Genomic DNA, 22025 nt, shown 5'->3' with positions numbered 1-22025 from the left:
TTACTACTTATAATACCTTTGTCAGGTTATAAGTAAACATACCTCTCTTTAAAAGAAAACAGTGAAAAAATAGCCGCTAACACAAATGTGATAACGGCCACCAAAATATTGTATATGTCTTGCAAACCTATGCACTACGTCTTTGACATAGTAGTAAGGCTATTATAGCATAGGCAATATTGGGACTCAATCTTATTTTATCTCATTTATATAAAAAACAAGGCCGTTGCTTAACGATCACGTTTTGCTACGTATAGACAAATTTCTTCAAGCAACCCCGTATCCAAATTCGCTGTTTTAAGCGCATCTAAGCTCGATTGAATATGGTGATGAAGCTTTTGTTTGGCTTCTTCCATTCCCAGTAGAAGTGGATACGTCGTCTTTTCGTTTTCCTTATCGCTTCCCACTGGTTTGCCAATTGCTTCTTCGGACCCTTCAATATCTAAAATGTCATCTTGAATTTGAAAAGCAATTCCTAAGTTAAAGCTGAACTTTTCTAGAAGCTTCAACTGCTCTTCAGTTGCCTCACCTAAGATTGCACCTGCTTTCACACAAAAACTTAAAAGCTTTCCTGTTTTATGTATATGAATATCTTCTAGCTCCTGAAGGGTTAAATATTCATGTTGCTGTTCTCCTTGCATATCAGCAACCTGTCCTTTAATCATGCCTTCTGCTCCCGCTGCTTTTGTAAGCTCGCTCAGAAGCTCTACTTTTACTTCATCTTTTATTTGTGAGGCATTTATAATTACCTGAAAACTGTTTGTTAATAGCGCGTCTCCCGCTAAAATTGCCGTTGCTTCGCCATATACCTTGTGATTTGTAGGCTTGCCTCTTCGTAAATCATCGTCATCCATGCTTGGTAAGTCATCGTGAATGAGTGAATACGTGTGAATCATTTCAACTGCGCTTGCAACTGCGATTCCTTTTTCTTCATCATGCCCCAATGCTTTTAACGTCGCAAAAACTAACATTGGTCTCAGACGCTTTCCTCCTGCCATTAATGAATACAACATCGACTCTTTTAATAATGAAGGAGCTTGCAGATTTGTTACATACTCATGAAAAAATGTCTCTACTTTCTCTTTTGTAAATTGAATATAATTCTGTAGCTGCTGTTCACTCACGTTTATTCTTCCTCCTGAACAGTAAAAGGTGCTAACGTTCCGTCTTCTTGCAAAATGTTCTCCATTTGTTTTTCGATTTGCTGGAGACGATCATGACAGAATTTTGATAAAGACATTCCTTGCTGAAATTTTTCAATCGCTTCTTCTAACGGAATGTCACCTTCTTCTAAGTTATTTACAATTTTCTCTAGCTGATCCATTGCGTCTTCAAACGTCTGCTCTTTTTTATTCGCCATCTTTTATCGCTCCTTTATATCTGACACTTCACACTGTAGTTGCCCATCAGTTAACCGAACTTGAATAGTATCACCTTTTGCCAATTGCTTTGTTGATTTTATTAACTTCTGATCATCATCATACACCAAGCTATATCCCCGCTCCATTGTTTTTAACGGGCTTAGTGCATGTAGCTTAGAGGCTGTGGTTGCAAATAGAAGGTGCTGCTGTTTCATAAGTTGTTGCATTTCTCTTTGCAACACTTTTGTTAGCTGCATGTGCTGTTCACGTGCTTGCTTGATTTTTTGCTGAGGATGATTGCGCTGCAAGTTCATGGCCAGTTGTTCGTATTGATTTTGCTTTCTTTCGAAAAATCTCTTGCTTTCACGATATAATGTATCGATAACGCGGTCAAGTTGTTGCTCTTTTTGTTCGATTAGTTTTTGTGGATAGCGAAACGCATAGGATTTTTGGGACTTTTCCAATCGTCTTTTACTATGCTGAATTTTTTCATTCATCGCGCGAAGTAAGCGAATATTTCGTTGCGAAATACGCTCCGAAATCTCAGCAATACTTGGTACTGCAAGTTCTGCAGCTCCTGTTGGAGTCGGGGCTCTTAGATCTGCTACAAAATCTGCAATTGTAAAGTCGGTCTCATGCCCAACTGCTGAAATAACAGGTAGCGCTGAATGATAAATCGCACGTGCAACCGCTTCTTCATTAAACGCCCATAGCTCTTCAATCGACCCTCCTCCTCGCCCAACAATTAGTACATCAACTTCGTCTCGCTTGTTTGCTTCGTTGATTGCTTTTACGATTGAAGGAGCAGCATTCACACCTTGAACGAGAGCTGGTATAACAATAATTTTAGCGATTGGGTAGCGCCTTTTCAGCGTTGTGATAATATCGCGGACTGCGGCTCCTGTCGGGGATGTAATTACACCGATTGCACTCGGGTATTTTGGAAGGTTTTGTTTGTGGGAAGCATGAAATAAGCCTTCTTTTTCAAGCTTTTTCTTTAACTGCTCATAAGCTAAGTAGAGATTACCAACACCATCAGGTTGCATTTCCTTTACATACATTTGATAGTTTCCACTTGGTTCGTATACGGATATTTCGCTGCGAATTAACACTTTCATTCCTTCTTCAGGCTGAAAAGCTAACTTGCTGTTATGACCAGCAAACATAACCGCTGCAATTCGAGCATTTTCATCTTTTAAGGTAAAGTACATATGACCTCTACTATGCTTTTTAAAGTTAGATATTTCACCTTTAATCCAAATATCTTGTAAGTGAGGATCAACATCAAATTTCCGCTTAATATAGCGTGTTAATGCTGATACAGTTAAATAACGAACTTCACTCATAATATAACCTCCTTGTTTCTAAAAGGTTCTTCCCCTCTCCTTTTTAGATAAAGGAGAGAAGTACCTCATTAGATTGTACTCGGTTAGCGAGATAGAGTAACAGCTACCTTCGATAATACACCATTAATAAAGCGACCAGATTGATCATCACCAAATACTTTCGCTAATTCAATTGCTTCATTCATCGTAACATTTCCAGGAATTTCTTCTTCGTATTTCATTTCATATACCGCCATACGTAAAATAGTACGGTCTACCGTTGCAACTCTATCTAACGTCCATTTTTCTAAGTGATCACGTAGAATGCCATCGATTTCTTCTTGGTTATTTGCTACGCCTAATACTAATTTTTCTAAGAAATCGTCACCTTTTCCTTCTTGCAACACATTCTCCATTGCTTCTAACGGCTCAATTTGCCCAAGGTCGTGCTGAAATAAGGCCTGTAATGCTTTTTGTCTTGCTGTATGTCTTTTCATTATTTTGACTCCTTTATTTATCTACTTTCACTAGTATACCTAGATAATAGCACAATTTATTGTAAATCAAAGAAGGAATTTCACCCGTCATTACTATCTCACTTTTGCGCGACTGTTAATCATCCAACATTAGAAAGCGTAACATGGCGTCCTTCTTTATTCAGTGCTTTTCCGCCATGTTACACCTTCTAGATCAATTCATAAACACGAAAAAGACCGTCTATGTGACGAGACAGTCTTTTTCACTTTACCATAGCTTGTCTGGAAAAGAAATAACTAAAATCAGGAGTTACTCCTCTTCTTCAACTTCTTGCTTTTGCGTATCAAATTGAACGCCCACAATATGAATATTTACTTCATCTATTTCAATTGCTGTCATATTCTTTAACGCTTGGCGGATATTATCTTGTACCTTTTGCGCCACAACTGGAATAGATACACCAAACTTCATCATACAGAATACATCAACTTTAATACCATTTTCAGTTAAATCGACTTTAACGCCTTTTCCATGGTTTTTCTTCCCTAGCTTTTCAACGACACCTGCTGCAAAATTGCCACGCATAGCCGTAACGCCCTCTACTTCTGAAGCCGCAATCCCTGCAATTACTTCAATAACTTCAGGAGCAATTTCAACTTTACCTAAGGAATTTGGATGTTCTTCCATTTCTAATACATGATTTTCATTCATGTACAGCACCTCCTATTATTTATACTATACTACGAATTCATTACATCATGTAGCTCAAGAAATTTTGTATTGAATTCTCCACCTACAAATTGTTCGTGATTTAATAATTTCAAGTGGAACGGAATCGTTGTTGCAACTCCTTCAATAACAAACTCACTTAAAGCACGCTTCATTCGCTCGATTGCCTCTTCACGAGTTGGTGCATGAACAATTAGCTTCGCAATCATAGAATCATAATATGGCGGGATTGTATAGCCTGGGTATGCAGCTGAATCAACGCGTACTCCGTAGCCGCCTGGTGGTAAATACATTTCAATTGTTCCAGCAGATGGCATGAAGTTTTTCTCAGGGTTCTCTGCGTTAATACGACATTCGATCGCCCATCCATTAAATGTTACTTCCTCTTGTTTCAAAGGAAGATATTCGCCATTTGCTACTTTAATTTGCTCTTGAATCAAGTCAACACCTGTTACCATTTCTGTTACAGGATGCTCTACTTGAATACGCGTATTCATTTCCATGAAATAGAATTTATTTTCACGATAATCAAAGATAAACTCTACTGTACCGGCACCCGTGTAGCCAACTGCCTCAGCTGCTTTTACAGCTGCGTCTCCCATTTTAGCACGTGTTTCTTCATTTAGTGCTGGCGAAGGCGTTTCTTCAATTAATTTTTGAAGTCGACGCTGAATACTACAGTCACGCTCTCCTAAATGAATCACGTTACCATGTGTATCTGCTAATACTTGAATTTCAACATGGCGGAAATCTTCAATGTACTTTTCGATATAAACACCTGGATTACCAAATGCCGTAGCAGCTTCCTGTTGCGTTATCGTAATGCCTTTTACAAGCTCTTGCTCTGTTCTTGCAACGCGAATTCCTTTTCCGCCACCACCGGCTGTTGCTTTAATAATTACAGGATATCCAATATCTTTAGCAATTGACATGCCATCTTCAACTGACTCTACAATACCAGTTGAACCTGGAACAATTGGCACACCTGCTTGACGCATTGTTTCTCGCGCAATATCTTTTGTGCCCATTTTTGTAATAGCTTCAGGAGTAGGTCCCACAAACGTAATATTGCATTCTCGACAAAGCTCTGCGAAATCAGAGTTCTCCGCTAAGAATCCATATCCTGGATGAATTGCATCACAACCTGTTGATGTTGCAACGCTCATGATATTTGTAAAGTTTAAATAACTATCTTTTGATGCCGTAGGTCCAATGCAATAAGCTTCATCTGCAAGCTGTACATGAAGAGCGTTGCGATCGGCTTGGGAATAAACTGCAACTGACTCTACGCCTAATTCTTTGCAGGCACGAATAATACGGACTGCAATTTCTCCTCTATTTGCAACTAAAAGCTTTTTAATCATGTTTTACCGCTCCTTATTCAGGCTTCACTAAGAAAAGAGGTTGACCATACTCTACAAGCTGACCATTCTCAGCTAAAATTTCTACAATTTCACCTTTAACCTCTGCTTCAATTTCATTAAATAATTTCATTGCTTCAACGATACATACAATGGAATCCTTTTGAACTTTGTCACCAACTGCAACATATGCATCTTCATCTGGAGAAGATGATGCATAAAACGTTCCAACCATTGGAGACGTAATTTTATGTAGATTCTCATCTTTAGCTGGCGCTGCTTCTACTGGCTCAGCTGGTTTTGTTTCGCTTACGGCTGCCGCTTGTGGTTGAGCAACAGGTTGTGGCGCTACTACTTCAGGAGTTGATGAAACAACTTGTACAGGCGAAGCGTTCTTTGAAACAATTGCATCTTTCTTTTTCATTTTTACTTTTGATCCTTCATGCTCATATACAAATTCTTCAATGGATGATTGATCAACTAATTTAATTAATTCACGGATTTCTTGAATTTTTAACATATTAAACACTCCTACTTCATGAAATAGAAATCTTTCTACTACTTTGCTATGATACGACAAATTGCAATCTTCATTCAAATTGCTTTGTACGCATTTAAAAGAATAATCTACTCAAAATGGGTTTTAGAACTTACTACTATTTACAATTATAATCGTATCGATGGAGAAATTACAATTGTAGAAAAATATTATAACCTAGTACTAATATAAGGCTATAATGATAATTATAACCCAACCACTTGGATAAATCCACGTTAAAATTTAGCTACCCCCATGGAATAAAACGTAAAAAAAAGCGATGACAATAGGCTTCATCGCTTTTTGAATTGATTTATTTTGTTGGTTGAAACTCAACTGCCACCTCTTTTTGTCCAAGCTCTTTTTTCACTAATTGAATAATTTCATTTGCTTTTGCTTTAGAATGCTTTTCAGTTTTCACAGTAATATTAACCTCGCTACCATCAGCTCTTACCAATGCATCTTCATAACCTTTAGATTTAATTAATGTTTCAATGACAGCCTCTTTTTCTGCTAGCTCTGACAGTTGGTCGATTTTATCCATTGCTTTACTTACTTCAGTAGCTGATACGTTTTTGGAAGCAGCTACTTCTTGTAACTCTTCTTTCAACTTGCTTCTCTCATCAATTAGCTCTAATCGAAGCGCCGTAAATAATTCATCACTTTCTACATTTGATACAGTCGTTTTGCTCTCTGTAGTAGACTTAGCATTTTCTTTTTTTGTATCTTCTTTTGCGGGCTCTTTAGCATCTTCTTTTCCAGCTTCTTTTTTCGTATTTTCTTCTTGTTGATCCACAACCGCTACGTTTGATTGAGGGCTTTCTGGGGTTGTCATATAGTATACTGATAAAACCACTACTAAACTTAACATTGTTAATAACCAAACTGTTTGCTTTTTTAATAACATTTGGATTTCCCCCTTAACCTTTTTTAGGTAATACGGCAACTCTATGACTAGGAACATCTAAGGAGCGTGTCACTGCTTCAATAATCCACTTTTTCACCTCGATATTATCAGCCCCTTTCGCGACGACAAGAATGCCTCGTACTTTCGGTTTTTCTGTTTTCACTACAACAGGCTTTTCCTGGTCACCACTTCTAACGATAACTAACTTTTCATCTGTAGAAATGTCTTCTACCTTTCGCTTTCCACCTTCACGATCCGTTTCATCCGTCGATTGCTTTTGGGTCACCGTATTTTTCTCATAAACTTTCGCCTCTGTTGCATCGAGGTTCACGATTACTTCCACCTTGCTTACACCATCAATCTGTTCTAATACTTCTTGTAACTGTTCTTCATATTTCTTTTCATAATCAGTAATCGCTGTGTTTTTTTTCGAACCAAACGTTGGAACATCCTCTTGGTCCTGTACAGTAGAAGAAGCTGGTTTTGCTTCATCTACTGTTGATTGCAACATACCCTTTGAACCGTTCATGAGCATAAAGACCATTCCTGCTGCTAATAAAATACCCATATAAACGAGCTTAGAAGGCTTTTTGTCACCTGATTTTTTGGTCATGGAGAAAAGTCTTTTAAAAAACGATGATTCTTCTTTTTTATCATTCATGTCACGTTCACTCCTCCTCCAAGTTTACAATCATTTGTTTTTCATCTATGCCCCATTTAGCTGCTAGATACGTAGTAATATCCGTCGCTTCTTTTGAAGGTTCTTTTTCAATTGGTGTGGAGGTGTCAATGGAGATTTCTTTCACAACTGCCACGGCCTGTTCATCTTCAGGCTCTTGTGCACTCATCACAACTGTAATCGTTTTTATGTTGTCGGCTTCAGGATCTGCTTCTTCATTTTTCGTTTCAATGTGCATCTGATCAATTGCTACACCATACTGTTCCATCAGCTCCTCTTTTACCTCTGTCTCCATTTGGACAGCCATTTGTTCTAAAATATATGCACGTTGTGAAGCTTGTATTTCTTTTTTCTTACTTTCTATTAAATTTTCTACTCCTGCATCGTCACCAACCGCTGATAATCGAATCGAATTAAACATTTTATTTACGTCTACTTTTAAAATTTGAAAGACTGGCGTAACAATAATTAGCATTAGGAGTAAGCCAATGACGAGCTTCGTATATTTTTGAAACCCTGAATTAGGAAGCAATAAATTTATAACTGTTGCTAGTAAAATGAATAGAATAATATTTGTAATCCAGCTTGTTAATGCTTGCATTTTTTCTCCTCCTACCTGACCATCATCGTAACGTTGCTGGCTGTAATGATGACTGTTAAACATAGGAAAAACATCAGTGAGACAATTGCCAATGCAGCAAAAATATAAACAACACTCTTACTGATAATGCTTAAACACGAAATAACAGGACCGCCTCCGATTGGCTGTAAAAGTGCTGCAGCTAGCTTATAAATTAACGCAAGCGCTAGCACTTTAATAGCTGGAAAGGCAACGATTAAGAGTAAAACAACCACTCCCGCTATTCCAACCGTATTCTTTAAAAGAAGTGAGGCTGTGATAACGGTATCTGCCGCGTCTGTAAATACCCTTCCCACAACTGGAATAAAGTTTCCGGTAACAAACTTAGCGGTCCGAATAGTAATTCCATCCGCAACAGCAGAAGTAGCACCTTGTACTGAAATGACTCCTAAAAAAATTGTTAAAAAGATTCCTAAAATACCAATGCTGATGTTTCGAAGCAGCTGAGCTAACTGGGTGACCTTATACTGATCTGAAATAGTACTTACAATGCTTAAAAGCGCTGATAAAAACAATAGTGGCATGACTATATACTGGATGAGCATGCCGCTAATATTCATTAAAAATAAGATCACTGGATGAAAGAATGCCGCCGATATTACCCCGCCCGATGAAGCCATTAACGCTAATAATAGTGGAACCAGAGCTAAAATGAACTTAGACATTGTTTCGATTGCGCCTGTTGCGTATGAAATAGCTACTTGAAAACTATTTAGCGCAATGATAATTAACACCATATACACAAGCGCATAGGCAACTTTACTAACAGCTTGTTGATTGAATGCGCTCTGTAACGTTTGTAAAAAGACGCTGAATACGGTTAACATAATGAGTGTTCCTAGCAGTTTTCCATTTGAAATAATTTCATGAAGTAAAAATTTCACCAACCCGCTCAGCCACTCTTGAAGTGAAAACTCTTTGTCACCTTTTAAGAAGTCAACTAAGCTACCTTTTTGACTTTCTGGTAAAAAGCCACCATATTGAGTCAAGATATCATCCCAAAACTGCTTCACTTCGTCGATATTGAGCTGGTCAATTTGTTCATCTACTATTTCTTCTTGAGGCGCAGACTGAGAGGCTTGTACATTATTTGGAAAGAAAAAGAAGAGGAGCAAAAGGAATGCGAGCAATTTTCGTTTACTCATACACCACTTCATCTCGTCACCTCATGAGTTTAATAATTTAAGACGGTAGCATGGAAATAATTGTTTCAATAATTACTGTTAAGATGGGAATAGCCATTGATAAGATTAAAATTTTACCGCCCAGTTCAATTTTAGAAGCGATCGCACCTTGCCCAGCGTCCTTCGTAATTTGAGCACCAAATTCTGCAATATAAGCAATTCCTATAATCTTTAAGATCGTTTCAACATAAATCATGTTAACGTGTGCGTTCACAGAGAGCTTTTCAATCATTTTAATAATCTCGTATATCTGATCGATTAAAAATAAAAAGATCACACACCCTACAAAGACAACAAGTAAAAAAGCAATGGGGGATTTATGCTCTTTTAAAATGAGTGCTAAAAAGGTAGCAACTAAGCCTAGGCCCACAATCTGTATCATTTCAATGGCTAATCACCCCCTTAGCTTTGAAATAAAAAAACGGCTTTAATTTTTTGAAATAAATCTTCAACAATCGATGCAACCATAAACAAGATATAAATAAACCCTATAAGTGTTACCCAGTTTGCATAATCTTTCTTGCCCATTTGCTCTAACACCGTAACGAGAAACGCTACAACAATACCAATCCCTGCTATTTGAAAAATTGTATTCATATCAATGTTCATCCTTATTCCTCCAATCACTACATCAATAAAATGACGAGTAGCAATCCTGATAAAAAGCCAAGGCTTTTTATCATTTTTTCATACCGACTTTGCTGTTCAAGCGCATCCTGCTCTTCCCGGTCCAAGTGGTTAATAGCTAACAATATATGTTTTTGCTGGGAATACCGATCATGTTGCCCTAACGTTTCACCAAACTGCTTTAACACTTCAAGTTCTCCCTCTTTAAAGGCAAGCGCTTTTTTATGTGCTTGAAGAGCATGTTCCCACGCTTCTTTCGCAGTGGTCATTCCTTGTATTAAACGCTGTTCGAACTCCTTAAAAAAAAGCGATAATGGATTAGGAAATTGTTTTGAAAGCATGTTTGATATTTCATGAAGAGGGCGGTTACTGTACATGATTTCTGACTCTAACGATCGTAGCGCTGTTTTTAGTTGCCGAAGTTGTCTTGGCCTTTCACTAAGCTGCTTGGCAACTTCAAAGCCTGTGAACGTAGAAGCCAGTAAAATAAAAATAGCTCCTAAAATTTTCATTTCTTCGTCACCCTTTTTATTTCAAAGAATAATTGGACTTCAACGAAAGTGGTTTTCTTGCTTGATCATAGATGGCTTTCACAGTTCCTGGCCCATTCTCATTGGTTAATACCATATAGCGATCGAATACTTCAAGTTCTAATAATTGTTTCAAAGAAGGGCGTTTATTTAAATCAAACAGATTGTAACCGTGCACCGTCATGAATACTTGTACTCCTGCATTGACGGCCTCTAGCACGGCTTGACAGTCTTCTTCGCTTCCTACCTCATCCACAATTAATACGTTTGGACTCATCGATCGAATCATCATCATCATTCCTTCGGCTTTCGGACAGCTATCTAAAACATCTATTCGTGTTCCAAAGGTATGTTGGGGAACACCTTTGACACAGCCTGCAATTTCCGAGCGTTCATCTACGATACCCACTTTAACCGCTCCAATCTTCTGTTGACTATTTCCTGTGCTCATCATTCTTGCTAAGTCTCTTATCATTGTTGTTTTTCCTGTTTGTGGAGGACCAATCAAAACAGTACTAAGCCATCTGGATTGATAGAGCAGAGGAATTAGCGGTTCTGCTATGCCGATTTGTTCTTTTGCTACTCGAATGTTAAACGAAGTCACATCGCGAATTACACGAACATGTCCATTTTCAGTAATAACTTTACCCGCAAGCCCTACACGATGACCGCCTTCAATCGTCACATACCCTTTTTTTAATTCTTCTTCAATCATATAAATAGAGAAATGACTGAGTTTATTTAAAATAAATAGCGTGTCTTCTGCCGTTACCACATAGGGCAAAAACACAGGTTCACTGTCAATCGTTAACTCAATTTGCCTTCCAATTCGAATGCGTACTTCCTCTAAAGTTGCTATATAACGCTGTATATACGGCTGGACATTATGCTTAATACCTTCTGGAAAAATAGCGACAATTTCATCTAGCATTGAAATCCCCTCACCTTTATACTCATTTCAATGTATGGCAAGCTTTTAGTTGTTATGTCAGAAACTTCACTTAAACACTCCAATTAAAATTAAAAGGACGCCTGTACCGATGAGCACAAGCTTACCAAAAGATAGCTGATCAGCAACCGACACTAACCCAAGGCTAAATGACGTGATCATCACAATTGGCCCTACGAGCGCCAGCATTCCATTAATCATTAATGCTTTTTTGACATCATTATTCGTAAAAATTAAAATAGCCGCAATGAATTCAATAAAAGATGAAACAAATCGTAAGCAAGCCATTGTCAAAACAGTTCCGTTTATGTGATCAAACCAATGCTTCATAACTTCCTCCCACGTATTACATCATTTAGTACAACCTATGCAATCGGTGGACAACTTATCACTTACGAAAAAGAAAAGCACAAAAAAAAGAAGAGATAATTATCTCTTCTTTTTTTTGCTTTATTATGCACGTGATACGTAGCTGCTATCTGTTGTGTTGATAATTAATACATCGCCTTCATTTACGAAGAATGGAACTTGTACAATTAGGCCTGTTTCAACTGTAGCTGGCTTCGTGCCACCTGATGCTGTATCACCTTTAATACCTGGTTCTGTTTCAGTAACTTTTAATTCAACTGTATTTGGAAGCTCAACACCTAGCGTTTCACCTTGATACATCATAATAGCTACTTCCATATTTTCTTTTAAGAACTTTAGCTCATATTCAATTGCTGTTGCTGGAAGTTCTAATTGCTCGTATGAGTGGTTATCCATAAATACGTGCTGATCACCACTTGCATATAAATACTGCATTTTACGGTTATCGATTTGTGCTTTTGCTACTTTTTCCCCTGCACGGAATGTTTTTTCTTGAACAGCTCCAGTACGTAAATTACGAAGTTTTGAGCGAACAAACGCTGCTCCTTTACCTGGCTTTACGTGTTGGAAATCCATTACGCGCCAAATACCTCCGTCCACTTCTACTGTTAGACCTGTGCGAAAATCGTTTACTGAAATCATGAAAAAATCCTCCTACATCTTATAAAATAATAAGTTCTTTCGGTGAGTATGTTAATGACTCATTTCCTTCTTCTGTTACCACGGTATCGTCTTCAATACGAACGCCACCAAGGTTTGGTATGTAAATACCTGGTTCAACGGTTACAACCATTCCTGGCTGCAGCGTATCCTGAGACTTCACAGAAAGCGACGGGCCTTCATGAACTTCTAATCCCACACCATGACCGGTAGAATGACCAAAATACTGTCCGTATCCTTTTTCTACAATATAGTCTCGTGTTAAGGCATCGGCTTCTTTACCCGTAATACCCGCCTTAATTCCTTTCATGCCTCTTAACTGCGCCTCTAATACTGTATCATAAATTCCCTTTAGTTCTTGACTGACTTTCCCTACCGCAAATGTGCGCGTAATGTCAGAACAATAGCCTTTATAATACGCACCAAAATCAAGCGTAACAAATTCTCCTGCTTCAATGACTTTTTCAGAAGCAACGCCGTGCGGTAATGCCGAACGATGACCTGACGCCACAATTGTATCAAACGAGGACGAAATTGCACCTTGCTTTCGCATAAAGAACTCCAGCTCATTAGACACTTGAAGCTCTGTTACACCAGGCTTAACGAAGGTCAAAATATGCTCATATGCTGCATCTGCAATTTTTGCAGCTTCCTTTAATATCTTAATCTCTGAGTCACTCTTTATCAAGCGTAAGTTTTCAACCGCATTGGAAACTGGAACAAGCTCTGCTTTAACATGCTTTTTAAACTGTTGAAACTGAGCGTATGAAACATGATTTTCTTCAAAACCAACGCTTTTAATTCCAAGCTGTGTAATAACTTGACCTACTTCTTCCAGGATTGGGCCTTTATGTTGAACAATTTCAAACCCCTCTGTTTGTTCACTAGCCTGCTTTACATAGCGAAAATCTGTGATAAATACAGCTTTATCATTGGAGATTACTGCTATACCTGCTGAACCAGTAAAATTAGTCATATAGCGACGGTTGTATTCACTTGTAATAACTATTCCATCAACATTTAACGTTTGCAACTGCTTACGTAATTTCTCTATTTTCATACTTCATTCCCCTTTCTTTTGCAACAGAGCAAGAATCGCTAACTCATATCCATAAATGCCCAAGCCTACAATTTGTCCTGCTGTGACAGGTGCCGTCACGGATTCATGACGAAATTCTTCTCGCTTATGTACGTTTGAAATATGAACTTCAAGCACAGGAACTGAAATACTTGCAATCGCATCCCGAATTGCGTAACTATAGTGTGTGAATGCCCCTGGGTTAATGACAATGCCATCAAAGTTCTCGTCTGCTTCATGAATCCAGTCAATAATGACTCCTTCATGATTAGACTGAACGCATTCAATATGCACACTCTGTTGCTCAGCAAGCTGATGTAGGTTGTGCTCTAACGTTTTTAAATTCTCTCTACCATAAACCGCAGGCTCTCGAACGCCCAGCCTATTTAGGTTTGGACCATTAATTACTAAAAACTTTCTCATGGACACTCTCCCTTACTTACACAGCTAGTTCTATTATTAAAATAGACCCTATGTTTTCTCTTTTTAGTTTATCATAAATCAAAACATTCACACTACTCATTCACAAGTTCTGATTTATGTCCAGAACTGCTGTTTAGCTCTGCTGCCTCAAAGGAAATGGAATACCCGACAAATATCCCGTATAAGATGTATAAACAAATAGTTGTAATAATGGTATTAGAAGTTAGTTCTCCTATCGTTTTCATGCTTGGAAACAATGGGTTAAGCAGCAGAAAGACGAACGCCCAAAGCACTGCTCCATATACAATACCAAACCATATTGACTTGAACTTTTTCAAGAACACATAGTAAAGAAGCGCTACACCAATTGATATAATACCAATAATCAAAACGCTAACAATAAGCCCTGGCCAACGGTCTTTCCAACTACCAAAAGCCCACGGCTGTAAAATTGTATTAGGATGAATTTCACTAAAGCTAAATAAATACGTAACGTATCCCATTAAGCTCCAAAACACTCCTCCTACAAAACCAATAACTATCGCTTTAGCTAAGAATGAGCCTTCCTTTGATTGTATTTGTTGATTTGCCGGCTTATTATCTTGTTTAGCTGTCATCTTCATCACCTCTACTGGATAGTATGAGCTGATTTTTGTTGTTCTATTATACTGCGAAACGTTTCTTAAAGATAAAAGCAGGAAAATTTTATCATTTAATGTGTGATATAGAAAAATTTTGTCTAAACTAGATAACATACATCGACCTAGAGGTTTATTCGAAATTGCTGTAGAATATAGATTATTAAGAGACAATTAGTCTGGGTTAGGTTGGTGTCTGAAATGTCTAAATTACAAAAAGCCGCATACGGTGGGCAAGCCGTCATTGAAGGTGTCATGTTTGGTGGCAAGAAAGTGATGGTCACTGCCATTCGTCGTAAAGATCAATCTATTGAGTATTTTCAATCTCCTCGGAGATCAAATCGTGTACTAACAGCGTTGAAAAAAATTCCGTTTTTAAGAGGAATTGCAGCAATTATTGAAGCAAGTGCAAACGGTACACAACATTTAAATTTTTCATCTGAACGTTACGATGTGCATCCTAACGAAGATGATGTAATTAAAGAAGAAAAAAAAGAATCAAAACTATCCTTAATATTGGGTGTTGCAACAATTGGTGTACTTTCTTTTCTATTTGGAAAAGTGCTTTTCACCCTAATTCCGGTGTTTTTGGCAAATTTGACTCGTCCTATTTTCGCTTCTGATTTAGCACAAGTAGTTATTGAAAGCTTCTTTAAGCTTTTATTATTGCTCGCTTATATTTACGCGATTTCACAAACTCCGCTTATTAAACGCGTCTTTCAATACCACGGAGCAGAACACAAAGTCATTAATGCATATGAAAACAACCAGGAGCTTACGGTAGAATCAGTTCAAGCTCAGTCTCGCCTTCACTATCGCTGCGGAAGTAGTTTCATTCTATTTACAGTTGTTGTTGGAATGTTTGTTTACCTACTCGTCCCTACGGACCCGCTTTGGCTTAGAGTTGTAAACCGACTTGCATTAATTCCAGTCGTGTTGGGGCTGTCTTTTGAAGTACTACAATTAACCAATAAGGTTCGCCATGTACCTGTTTTACGCTTCTTAGGTTACCCAGGATTATGGTTACAGCTCCTTACTACAAAGGAACCTAAAGATGACCAAGTCGAAGTTGCAATCTCTTCATTTCAAGAGCTTTTACGCATTGAAAACGAAGGGAGGTCTGTACCCGGTGGCGAACAAGTAAGTTAAGACTGTTTTGCTTTCTTTTATCATTTTAGGAGGTGAACAAAATGAGACGTCCATTCGTTAAACCACTTGTTAATTCATTAATTGCTTTAGGGATCATTGGATTTATTTACACTCTTGCAACAAATCCAACAAGCCTATTGCGTCAAGCAGGCTATATCTTTTTATTTATCATTTTGTTTTACTTAGTTTATCGATTTATTATCCGCCCTGCTCAAACAAAAGGGCAAGACAAAGGATACCATCGAGCTGTGAAACAATCAAAAATACGTCAAAAAGAAAAAGAACGAAGCGGTAATAAAGTGGATATGAACGCTTATCGCAACGTCCAAAAACGTCCATCTGCTAAAGTTAACAAACCGTTAAAGAAAAAGAAAAGCAATACACATTTAACAGTCATTGAAGGCAAAAAAGGAAAAAAGAAAAATCGTGCCTTCTTTTAATGAAAAACTGCGCCTTACAAAGACGCAGTTTTTTCTATTTAATAGCACCACTTTTTTAAAAACAGCTCTGCTTTATTCTTTCCATAGTGAAAAAGCTGGTGCTTCTGTTCTTCTGATAAAGAAAATTCCGTAGCCAACACTTCACTAACTGGTAAAAAGATGATATTTCGTTCGTGACGTTTTGATATATGCCTTGCATCATGTGCGTCTTTCATTGTATCAAATAAAGCTGAAAACATCGCGATTGCATTTTTTATATTTTTTTTATCTTCTTCTTTTTCACGAGGACTAAGTTTAATACCCAACACAGGCCTCTGTTTACGTTTTTGATCATCATCAAATAAAAAAATGGGAAAATTACTTAATACCCCACCGTCAACAATAAGGCTTACGGGATTTGTCCGCAGCCTAACTGGTTCAAAGAAGTAGGGAATACTACAGCTCATCCGTACCGCTTTTGCTACGGGAAATTTCTTTGGATCTATTCCATATTTAGGCAAATCATCAGGTAATACTACTAGCTGGCTATTTGTTAAATCAGAAGCAATGATTCGTAATGATCCGACTGGCAAATCACCAAATGTAACAATCCCTCTTGCTTTTAACTTGCTAGCTATCCATTTTTCTAACTTTTCACCTTTATATAAGCCTAAGTTCCAATAGAGAAGAAGCCATTTTGTAAGAGCAGACGGCAAAAAAGAAACACGTTGATCTAGTAAAGACTTCACGTTCATTTCATCCATCATTTCCATCATTTCCTCACTTGTATAACCCGCTACAATAAGGGCGCATACAATCGAACCAGCACTTGTACCCGCTAGGCGCCTGAAAATAAAATCTCGCTCTTCTAAAGCTTGCAAGGCTCCAAGTAGCGCGAAACCTTTAAGCCCACCACCTGAAAAAACACCATCAATATACAGAAGTTCTCAACTCCTTCAGTCTGCCTCCTATCTACACTTTAGTACCTCTCGCATTAAATTATGCTAAAAATAAAAAGAGCCGCTCTAATCTAAATTAGAACGACTTTTCCAATATGCATTATAACTGTTGCTCTTCTTCATTTTTCCTTTGGACGCTTCGCAAGCCTTGCACACGCTCTGGATCTTCCTCAAAGTATTGTACTAGATCACCGATTCTGTCAATTGAGTTCCAGCTTAGATGGTGTTCAATACCTTCAACATCTTCATAAATATTCTCTTCATCTACGCCGATAATACGCAGCAGCTGCTCCAATAGCTCATGACGATAAACAAGGCGTTTACCAATCTTTTGTCCTTTTGGAGTTAAAACAAGACCACGGTATTTTTCATAGATTAAATATTCATCTTTATCAAGCTTCTGCACCATTTTTGTGACTGATGAGGGATGAACTGTTAAAGCATCAGCGATATCCGAAACCCTAGCATATCCTTTATCTTCAATCAGCATATATATTTGTTCAATATAGTCTTCCATACTTGGCGTAGGCATGAAATCTCCCCCAATAAAATAATTATTATGTATAAACTACCGAAACACGCTTCTATAAACTTTTAGTAATCTATTGCTCAAAAAGTTAAAAACTAACGATACTACAAAAGACATTCATGTAAAATCATACTATATAGTATAAGCAAATACAAGAAAATCTAGTATGCATTTACTTCAACATATAAAAAGGCTGACACATTGTCAGCCTTTTTATGACTTTCTTATAAACCACACTTTAACTGGGCACCACAATTTGTACATGTGTTGCAGCCACCCATTTCTTCAACTGTTCCTTGGCGACAAACCGGACACGTATTTCCAACTTCAGAACCAATCGTTACGTCTGTTGATCCTACTTCGTTGATTGTATCTACTAATACAACGTGTGGCTTTTCTGCTTTTCTTTCTTTTACTTCTTCATCAAATGTGTTTTCTTCTGCTTTTAGCGTTAATACCTGAGCATCACGGCTACCGTCTACATAAACTGTACCACCTTTTGCTCCGCCTTTATATAAACGCTCGTACACTTTTTGAACTTGTTCAACTGTATAGCCACGAGGTGCGTTTACTGTTTTACTAATTGAACTATCAATCCAACGCTGAATAACACACTGAACATCAGCATGAGCTTCTGGAGCCAATTCCATTGCTGAAATAAACCATTCAGGAAGGTTATTTGGATCCGCTTCTGGATGTTGGTCTAAATATTCTTGAACGATATCTGCTTTTACTTCAATAAATTTCCCTAAGCGACCGCTTCGGAAGTAAGAGAATGAGAAGTATGGTTCAAGACCTGTTGATACGCCAACCATTGTTCCTGTGCTACCAGTCGGTGCTACAGTTAGTAAGTGTGAGTTACGAATACCGTGCTCTTTGATGCTTTCTCGAATATCTTCCGGCATTTTTTTCATAAACCCTGTGTTAGTGAAAGCTTCACGTAAACGAGCTGTTTCCTCTTCTGAATCACCAATTAAGAATGGGAAGCTTCCTTTTTCTTTTCCAAGCTCTACAGATGCACGGTATGCTGTTGTTGCAATTGTTTCAAATACTTGATCAACAAGTTCATTTCCTTTTTCAGAACCGTACTCTGTTTCACAGTAGATAAGTAAATCATGAAGCCCCATTACACCAAGACCTACACGACGCTCACCAAGAGCTTGCTTTTGGTTTTCTTCTAAGAAGTAAGGCGTTGCATCAATAACGTTATCCTGCATGCGCACACCCGTTTCAACCGTTTGACGAAGTTTTTCAAAGTTCACTGTTTTTGTCTCTTTATCTGCCATTTGCGCTAAATTTACAGCGGCTAAATTACAAACTGAAAACGGTGCAAGTGGTTGTTCTCCACATGGATTTGTCGCTACAACATGCTGACCGTATGCTTGTGCATTTGTCATGTCGTTCGCATTATCAAAGAAGAAGATACCTGGTTCTGCGGAGTACGTTGCACAAATGTTAACTAAGTTCCAAAGCTCTTTTGCACGAATTTTACGATACGTACGAACCTTATTACCTTGTTTTTCCCACTCGCGAACATCTCCTACCTCATGCCAGCTTTCGTTGTAGTGTGCCATTTCTTCTTTCGAATAGCTTTCTACATCTGGGAAGCGAAGATCGTATTCACTATCGTTTTCAACTGCATCCATAAACTCTTTTGTTAAACAAACAGAAATGTTTGCTCCTGTTAAGAATTCAGAATTATGAACGCTATACGTTCCACCAGTTTGTAGCTTTTCTTCAGCATCTGCAATAATTTTCTCGCTGAATCCACCAAGACCTGGAATTTGCTTATAATTGATAATTCCTTGGTACATGTCCTTTTCAGATTCCGTAAGCGGCGTAAATTTCAGCTTATCTTGGGCATGTTTTTTAATCATTTCATCATTTGTGTTTTCAATTAAGAATCGTAAAATGCGTGGATTTTGCATTTTAGAGATAATAAACTCAACAATATCTGGATGCCAATCCGCTAACATAATCATTTGAGCACCGCGACGAGAACCGCCTTGCTCTACAAGGTGCGTAAGTTTCGCAATATCGTCTAACCAAGAGACAGAACCTGATGATTTACCGTTTACACCACGCGCTAGCGTGTTGCGTGGACGCAGAGTTGAACCATTTGTTCCAACTCCTCCACCTCGGCTCATGATTTCCATAACTTGCTTACGGTGTTCAGAAATTCCTTCGCGAGAATCTTTTACATATGGCATTACATAGCAGTTAAAGTATGTAACATCCGTTTCAGCTCCCGCTCCGTACAGAACGCGTCCAGCTGGTACAAAGTTCATTTGAACAAGCTCTTGATAGAATTTTTCAAACCATTCGTTTCGCTTCTCTTCCGTTTGTTCAGCGGAAGCTAACCCAGTAGCGTTACGTTTTGCAATTTGCTCGTAGAAGATTTCCAGTGGTTTTTCAATTACGTCTAATGAACGAGTAATAAGTCCACTTTCTGCTTCTTCAGGCGCTAAAGCTCCGCGAAATTCATCTTCAACCTTTACGACTGCCATCTTTTGGTCAAAATTAATGCTTTCCACATAGCCAAGTCCTCGAGCTGGAAACTTCGGATCTTCCTTTACGGTTAAAACAACAAAGTCTCCTTTTGATAACGTAAGTTTTTCCGTATCTTTAAACGCATAGCGGTCTAACATTACGAGTCGAGATACACCTTTATGAGTAATTTTCATATCGGGTGTAATTGGGTGTACTTGCGGAAAGCGTTCAATATCTTGATTGAGCTTTTCAATATTCATATTTACTTTTTGATTAACTATAACAGTCATTCTGACAACTCCCTTACCAATCGTGCTCTATTTTACCAATCATTTACCTCATTTTGGAAAAAATAAAATTTCAACTATCAATAACTTACCACACGAATTGGACAAATTCAACATGTAGTATTCAACCAAAAACCAAGCACCCACATATAGACAGGTGTCAAGAGAAATATTTTTTTTACATTAAAAAAAGTATTTGACTTTTACATCAATTACTTTCGTCAGTTGAATAAAACCTGCAGGAGTACAGATTAAATCCGGTACTCCCACGCAGTCATTATCTTCTAAAATTCCATTCATCAGAAGCATACTTCTTTTGTGCCAATTCTTCTACATAACGCTCTTCTTCTTCTGTTAACTCATAAGGTTCTAAGTCAATATTTAAAGCGCTAGCAAAGCCTTTATAAAATGCTTCCTTAGCTTCTTCCATTTGAATTTTACGACCTGCAATAGCGTTAATTGCAACAGCTTTGGAACGAAACGCACGCTGCATTCTCTCTTTCACACGATCATTTGGATAATTAAATACGCTAAATAATTTATCTTCATCAATCTCTAATAAAATTGAACCGTGCTGTAAGATAACCCCTTTTTGACGAGTTTGTGCGCTTCCGGCAATCTTACGTCCTTCTACCACAAGCTCATACCATGAAGGTGCATCAAAACAAACAGATGAACGTGGATTTTTTAAGCTATTCTTTTCTTCTTCCGTTCGAGGAATTGCAAAGTATGCTTCAAGCCCTAATGAGCGAAACCCCTCTAATAATCCTTCAGAAATGACGCGATACGCCTCAGTCACCGTCTTAGGCATATTTGGATAGTTTTCCGATACAATAACGCTGTAGGTAAGCTCCTCGTCGTGCAAAACGCCTCTACCACCTGTTGGACGACGTACAAACCCTAATCCTAATTCATCTACTTGTTCAAAGTTAATTTCTTTTTCGGCTTTTTGAAAGTAGCCAATTGATAATGTTGGAGGATTCCAGCCGTAAAATCGAATCGTTGGTGGTATTTGACCAGTGCTATGCCACTCTAAAAGCGCCTCATCAAGTGCCATGTTATAATATGGCGAACGTTCTTTTGAATCAATGAATCTCCATTTTTGCTTCATTTTTCTCATCCCTAACTAGTATAGTAGACATTTACATATGTAATAAACTTAATCCGTTTTTTAGTCTACCAAAAGATAAGCAGAAGGAAAAGAAAAGTGAAGCAGTAATTTTTTACTTTTCTTTCGTAAAAACTACCCTGACTTCAGGAAGATTCCCTTTACTTCTAATTTCATTCACTTATATAATAAGGTTATGTATTTTGTCGAAGAAAGGAAGAAACAACATGTGGGCACTAATCATTGTACTTGCGGCAATTATTATCTATTCTGTCGTAATGTTTTTTTACCAACGTCGCATTATGAAAACGTTAACGGAGGAAGAATTCCGAAGCGGTTACCGTAAAGCACAGCTAGTTGATATTCGCGAACCAAATGAGTTTGAAAACGGACATATTTTAGGCGCAAGAAATATTCCCCTTTCACAGTTCCGTATGCGTATAAAGGAGTTTCGCACTGATCAACCTGTTTATATTTATTGCCAAAGTGGCATGCGAACAGGTCGTGCTGCTCAACTCTTACGCAAGCATGGTGTGAAAGAAATTCATGACCTAAAAGGCGGATTCAAAGCATGGAACGGTAAAATTAAGACAAAGAAATAATTCATAA

27 protein-coding genes are annotated in these 22025 nt (G+C 38.0%); 3 read left to right on the top strand and 24 right to left on the bottom strand.

All coding sequences use genetic code 11. The annotated features are described in order from the left end of the window. Positions 1-230: 230 nt before the first annotated feature. The 20 genes from V2145_RS02475 to V2145_RS02380 form a co-directional block, all read right to left on the bottom strand. Positions 231-1124 carry a polyprenyl synthetase family protein gene (locus V2145_RS02475; protein ID WP_094910760.1) on the bottom strand — a complete coding sequence of 298 codons (894 nt, stop codon included), beginning with the start codon at positions 1122-1124 and terminating at the stop codon, positions 231-233. Between the two features lie 2 nt (positions 1125-1126). Beyond that, on the bottom strand, positions 1127-1360 hold the full coding sequence (locus tag V2145_RS02470) for an exodeoxyribonuclease VII small subunit (protein WP_094910761.1): 234 nt from the start codon (positions 1358-1360) through the stop codon (positions 1127-1129). Between the two features lie 3 nt (positions 1361-1363). Next, positions 1364-2707, bottom strand: a complete 1344-nt coding sequence (xseA, locus tag V2145_RS02465; protein WP_094910762.1) for an exodeoxyribonuclease VII large subunit — start codon at positions 2705-2707, stop codon at positions 1364-1366. Between the two features lie 83 nt (positions 2708-2790). After that, on the bottom strand, positions 2791-3183 hold the full coding sequence (gene nusB, locus V2145_RS02460) for a transcription antitermination factor NusB (RefSeq protein WP_094910763.1): 393 nt from the start codon (positions 3181-3183) through the stop codon (positions 2791-2793). Positions 3184-3472: 289 nt separating this feature from the next. Further along, positions 3473-3874, bottom strand: a complete 402-nt coding sequence (locus V2145_RS02455; RefSeq protein ID WP_094910764.1) for an Asp23/Gls24 family envelope stress response protein — start codon at positions 3872-3874, stop codon at positions 3473-3475. Positions 3875-3903: 29 nt separating this feature from the next. Beyond that, positions 3904-5256, bottom strand: coding sequence for an acetyl-CoA carboxylase biotin carboxylase subunit (gene accC, locus V2145_RS02450; protein ID WP_094910765.1), 1353 nt, complete (start codon positions 5254-5256; stop codon positions 3904-3906). 13 nt (positions 5257-5269) lie between these two features. Then, positions 5270-5773 (bottom strand): acetyl-CoA carboxylase biotin carboxyl carrier protein, encoded by a 504-nt coding sequence (accB, locus tag V2145_RS02445; protein ID WP_094910766.1) that lies wholly within the window; start codon positions 5771-5773, stop codon positions 5270-5272. A gap of 331 nt (positions 5774-6104) precedes the next feature. Further along, positions 6105-6698, bottom strand: coding sequence for a SpoIIIAH-like family protein (locus tag V2145_RS02440; RefSeq protein WP_094910767.1), 594 nt, complete (start codon positions 6696-6698; stop codon positions 6105-6107). A 13-nt stretch (positions 6699-6711) separates the two neighbouring features. Beyond that, positions 6712-7359, bottom strand: a complete 648-nt coding sequence (gene spoIIIAG, locus V2145_RS02435) for a stage III sporulation protein AG (RefSeq protein ID WP_094910768.1) — start codon at positions 7357-7359, stop codon at positions 6712-6714. Positions 7360-7366: 7 nt separating this feature from the next. Beyond that, positions 7367-7978 (bottom strand): stage III sporulation protein AF, encoded by a 612-nt coding sequence (gene spoIIIAF / locus V2145_RS02430; protein ID WP_094910769.1) that lies wholly within the window; start codon positions 7976-7978, stop codon positions 7367-7369. Between the two features lie 11 nt (positions 7979-7989). Beyond that, positions 7990-9162 (bottom strand): stage III sporulation protein AE, encoded by a 1173-nt coding sequence (gene spoIIIAE, locus V2145_RS02425; protein ID WP_210610692.1) that lies wholly within the window; start codon positions 9160-9162, stop codon positions 7990-7992. Positions 9163-9199: 37 nt separating this feature from the next. After that, positions 9200-9583: a stage III sporulation protein AD gene (spoIIIAD, locus tag V2145_RS02420; RefSeq protein ID WP_061784668.1), complete on the bottom strand. Its 384-nt coding sequence runs from the start codon at positions 9581-9583 to the stop codon at positions 9200-9202. A 20-nt stretch (positions 9584-9603) separates the two neighbouring features. Then, a complete protein-coding gene (gene spoIIIAC / locus V2145_RS02415) occupies positions 9604-9810 on the bottom strand; it encodes a stage III sporulation protein AC (RefSeq protein WP_025911519.1) in 207 nt (68 codons plus the stop codon). A gap of 17 nt (positions 9811-9827) precedes the next feature. After that, positions 9828-10340: a stage III sporulation protein SpoIIIAB gene (gene spoIIIAB, locus V2145_RS02410; RefSeq protein ID WP_094910770.1), complete on the bottom strand. Its 513-nt coding sequence runs from the start codon at positions 10338-10340 to the stop codon at positions 9828-9830. Positions 10341-10356: 16 nt separating this feature from the next. Further along, a complete protein-coding gene (gene spoIIIAA, locus V2145_RS02405) occupies positions 10357-11289 on the bottom strand; it encodes a stage III sporulation protein AA (RefSeq protein WP_330987293.1) in 933 nt (310 codons plus the stop codon). Between the two features lie 66 nt (positions 11290-11355). Continuing rightward, on the bottom strand, positions 11356-11637 hold the full coding sequence (locus tag V2145_RS02400) for a YqhV family protein (protein ID WP_025911524.1): 282 nt from the start codon (positions 11635-11637) through the stop codon (positions 11356-11358). Positions 11638-11760: 123 nt separating this feature from the next. Next, positions 11761-12318: an elongation factor P gene (gene efp / locus V2145_RS02395; RefSeq protein WP_094910772.1), complete on the bottom strand. Its 558-nt coding sequence runs from the start codon at positions 12316-12318 to the stop codon at positions 11761-11763. Positions 12319-12337: 19 nt separating this feature from the next. Further along, positions 12338-13396, bottom strand: coding sequence for a M24 family metallopeptidase (locus V2145_RS02390; protein ID WP_131888287.1), 1059 nt, complete (start codon positions 13394-13396; stop codon positions 12338-12340). A gap of 3 nt (positions 13397-13399) precedes the next feature. Beyond that, complete coding sequence (gene aroQ, locus V2145_RS02385; protein ID WP_094910774.1) at positions 13400-13837, bottom strand: type II 3-dehydroquinate dehydratase; 438 nt, start codon at positions 13835-13837, stop codon at positions 13400-13402. A gap of 92 nt (positions 13838-13929) precedes the next feature. Further along, positions 13930-14454, bottom strand: coding sequence for a YqhR family membrane protein (locus V2145_RS02380; RefSeq protein WP_094910775.1), 525 nt, complete (start codon positions 14452-14454; stop codon positions 13930-13932). A gap of 222 nt (positions 14455-14676) precedes the next feature. On the opposite strand from V2145_RS02380, the gene V2145_RS02375 reads away from it, so the two are divergent. Together V2145_RS02375 and V2145_RS02370 are read left to right on the top strand one after the other, a co-directional pair. Then, entirely contained in the window at positions 14677-15624 is a 948-nt protein-coding gene (locus tag V2145_RS02375) for a DUF1385 domain-containing protein (RefSeq protein ID WP_311856712.1), read from the top strand. A gap of 41 nt (positions 15625-15665) precedes the next feature. Further along, on the top strand, positions 15666-16064 hold the full coding sequence (locus V2145_RS02370; protein WP_025911533.1) for an SA1362 family protein: 399 nt from the start codon (positions 15666-15668) through the stop codon (positions 16062-16064). 38 nt (positions 16065-16102) lie between these two features. On the opposite strand, the gene V2145_RS02365 is transcribed toward V2145_RS02370, so the two are convergent. The 4 genes from V2145_RS02365 to V2145_RS02350 form a co-directional block, all read right to left on the bottom strand. Further along, positions 16103-16984, bottom strand: a complete 882-nt coding sequence (locus V2145_RS02365) for a patatin-like phospholipase family protein (protein ID WP_094910777.1) — start codon at positions 16982-16984, stop codon at positions 16103-16105. Between the two features lie 118 nt (positions 16985-17102). Then, positions 17103-17534 (bottom strand): transcriptional regulator MntR, encoded by a 432-nt coding sequence (mntR, locus tag V2145_RS02360; protein ID WP_094910778.1) that lies wholly within the window; start codon positions 17532-17534, stop codon positions 17103-17105. Between the two features lie 221 nt (positions 17535-17755). Continuing rightward, entirely contained in the window at positions 17756-20311 is a 2556-nt protein-coding gene (locus tag V2145_RS02355) for a vitamin B12-dependent ribonucleotide reductase (RefSeq protein ID WP_311856710.1), read from the bottom strand. A 274-nt stretch (positions 20312-20585) separates the two neighbouring features. Further along, positions 20586-21419, bottom strand: a complete 834-nt coding sequence (locus V2145_RS02350) for a lipoate--protein ligase family protein (protein ID WP_311856709.1) — start codon at positions 21417-21419, stop codon at positions 20586-20588. A 224-nt stretch (positions 21420-21643) separates the two neighbouring features. Here V2145_RS02350 and V2145_RS02345 point away from each other — a divergent pair, with 224 nt between their 5' ends. After that, on the top strand, positions 21644-22018 hold the full coding sequence (locus V2145_RS02345) for a rhodanese-like domain-containing protein (RefSeq protein ID WP_025911539.1): 375 nt from the start codon (positions 21644-21646) through the stop codon (positions 22016-22018). The last annotated feature ends 7 nt before the right edge of the window (positions 22019-22025 follow it).

The organism is Priestia sp. GS2 (genome assembly GCF_036409025.1).
GTDB classification, from domain to species: Bacteria; Bacillota; Bacilli; order Bacillales; family Bacillaceae_H; genus Priestia; species Priestia aryabhattai_A.
Note: the sequence above shows the minus strand (reverse complement) of the source record. Positions and strands in the feature narration are given on the sequence as shown.

What these genes read in the sequence shown, in the direction of transcription:
- V2145_RS02470 (WP_094910761.1), bottom strand. Translation starts at nt 1,360, where the DNA reads ATGGCGAATAAAAAAGAGCAGACGTTTGAAGACGCAATGGATCAGCTA.
- xseA (WP_094910762.1), bottom strand. Translation starts at nt 2,707, where the DNA reads ATGAGTGAAGTTCGTTATTTAACTGTATCAGCATTAACACGCTATATT.
- nusB (WP_094910763.1), bottom strand. Translation starts at nt 3,183, where the DNA reads ATGAAAAGACATACAGCAAGACAAAAAGCATTACAGGCCTTATTTCAG.
- V2145_RS02455 (WP_094910764.1), bottom strand. Translation starts at nt 3,874, where the DNA reads ATGAATGAAAATCATGTATTAGAAATGGAAGAACATCCAAATTCCTTA.
- accC (WP_094910765.1), bottom strand. Translation starts at nt 5,256, where the DNA reads ATGATTAAAAAGCTTTTAGTTGCAAATAGAGGAGAAATTGCAGTCCGT.
- accB (WP_094910766.1), bottom strand. Translation starts at nt 5,773, where the DNA reads ATGTTAAAAATTCAAGAAATCCGTGAATTAATTAAATTAGTTGATCAA.
- V2145_RS02440 (WP_094910767.1), bottom strand. Translation starts at nt 6,698, where the DNA reads ATGTTATTAAAAAAGCAAACAGTTTGGTTATTAACAATGTTAAGTTTA.
- spoIIIAG (WP_094910768.1), bottom strand. Translation starts at nt 7,359, where the DNA reads ATGAATGATAAAAAAGAAGAATCATCGTTTTTTAAAAGACTTTTCTCC.
- spoIIIAF (WP_094910769.1), bottom strand. Translation starts at nt 7,978, where the DNA reads ATGCAAGCATTAACAAGCTGGATTACAAATATTATTCTATTCATTTTA.
- spoIIIAE (WP_210610692.1), bottom strand. Translation starts at nt 9,162, where the DNA reads ATGAGTAAACGAAAATTGCTCGCATTCCTTTTGCTCCTCTTCTTTTTC.
- spoIIIAD (WP_061784668.1), bottom strand. Translation starts at nt 9,583, where the DNA reads ATGATACAGATTGTGGGCCTAGGCTTAGTTGCTACCTTTTTAGCACTC.
- spoIIIAC (WP_025911519.1), bottom strand. Translation starts at nt 9,810, where the DNA reads ATGAACATTGATATGAATACAATTTTTCAAATAGCAGGGATTGGTATT.
- spoIIIAB (WP_094910770.1), bottom strand. Translation starts at nt 10,340, where the DNA reads ATGAAAATTTTAGGAGCTATTTTTATTTTACTGGCTTCTACGTTCACA.
- spoIIIAA (WP_330987293.1), bottom strand. Translation starts at nt 11,289, where the DNA reads ATGCTAGATGAAATTGTCGCTATTTTTCCAGAAGGTATTAAGCATAAT.
- V2145_RS02400 (WP_025911524.1), bottom strand. Translation starts at nt 11,637, where the DNA reads ATGAAGCATTGGTTTGATCACATAAACGGAACTGTTTTGACAATGGCT.
- efp (WP_094910772.1), bottom strand. Translation starts at nt 12,318, where the DNA reads ATGATTTCAGTAAACGATTTTCGCACAGGTCTAACAGTAGAAGTGGAC.
- V2145_RS02390 (WP_131888287.1), bottom strand. Translation starts at nt 13,396, where the DNA reads ATGAAAATAGAGAAATTACGTAAGCAGTTGCAAACGTTAAATGTTGAT.
- aroQ (WP_094910774.1), bottom strand. Translation starts at nt 13,837, where the DNA reads ATGAGAAAGTTTTTAGTAATTAATGGTCCAAACCTAAATAGGCTGGGC.
- V2145_RS02380 (WP_094910775.1), bottom strand. Translation starts at nt 14,454, where the DNA reads ATGACAGCTAAACAAGATAATAAGCCGGCAAATCAACAAATACAATCA.
- V2145_RS02375 (WP_311856712.1), top strand. Translation starts at nt 14,677, where the DNA reads ATGTCTAAATTACAAAAAGCCGCATACGGTGGGCAAGCCGTCATTGAA.
- V2145_RS02370 (WP_025911533.1), top strand. Translation starts at nt 15,666, where the DNA reads ATGAGACGTCCATTCGTTAAACCACTTGTTAATTCATTAATTGCTTTA.
- mntR (WP_094910778.1), bottom strand. Translation starts at nt 17,534, where the DNA reads ATGCCTACGCCAAGTATGGAAGACTATATTGAACAAATATATATGCTG.
- V2145_RS02355 (WP_311856710.1), bottom strand. Translation starts at nt 20,311, where the DNA reads ATGACTGTTATAGTTAATCAAAAAGTAAATATGAATATTGAAAAGCTC.
- V2145_RS02350 (WP_311856709.1), bottom strand. Translation starts at nt 21,419, where the DNA reads ATGAAGCAAAAATGGAGATTCATTGATTCAAAAGAACGTTCGCCATAT.
- V2145_RS02345 (WP_025911539.1), top strand. Translation starts at nt 21,644, where the DNA reads ATGTGGGCACTAATCATTGTACTTGCGGCAATTATTATCTATTCTGTC.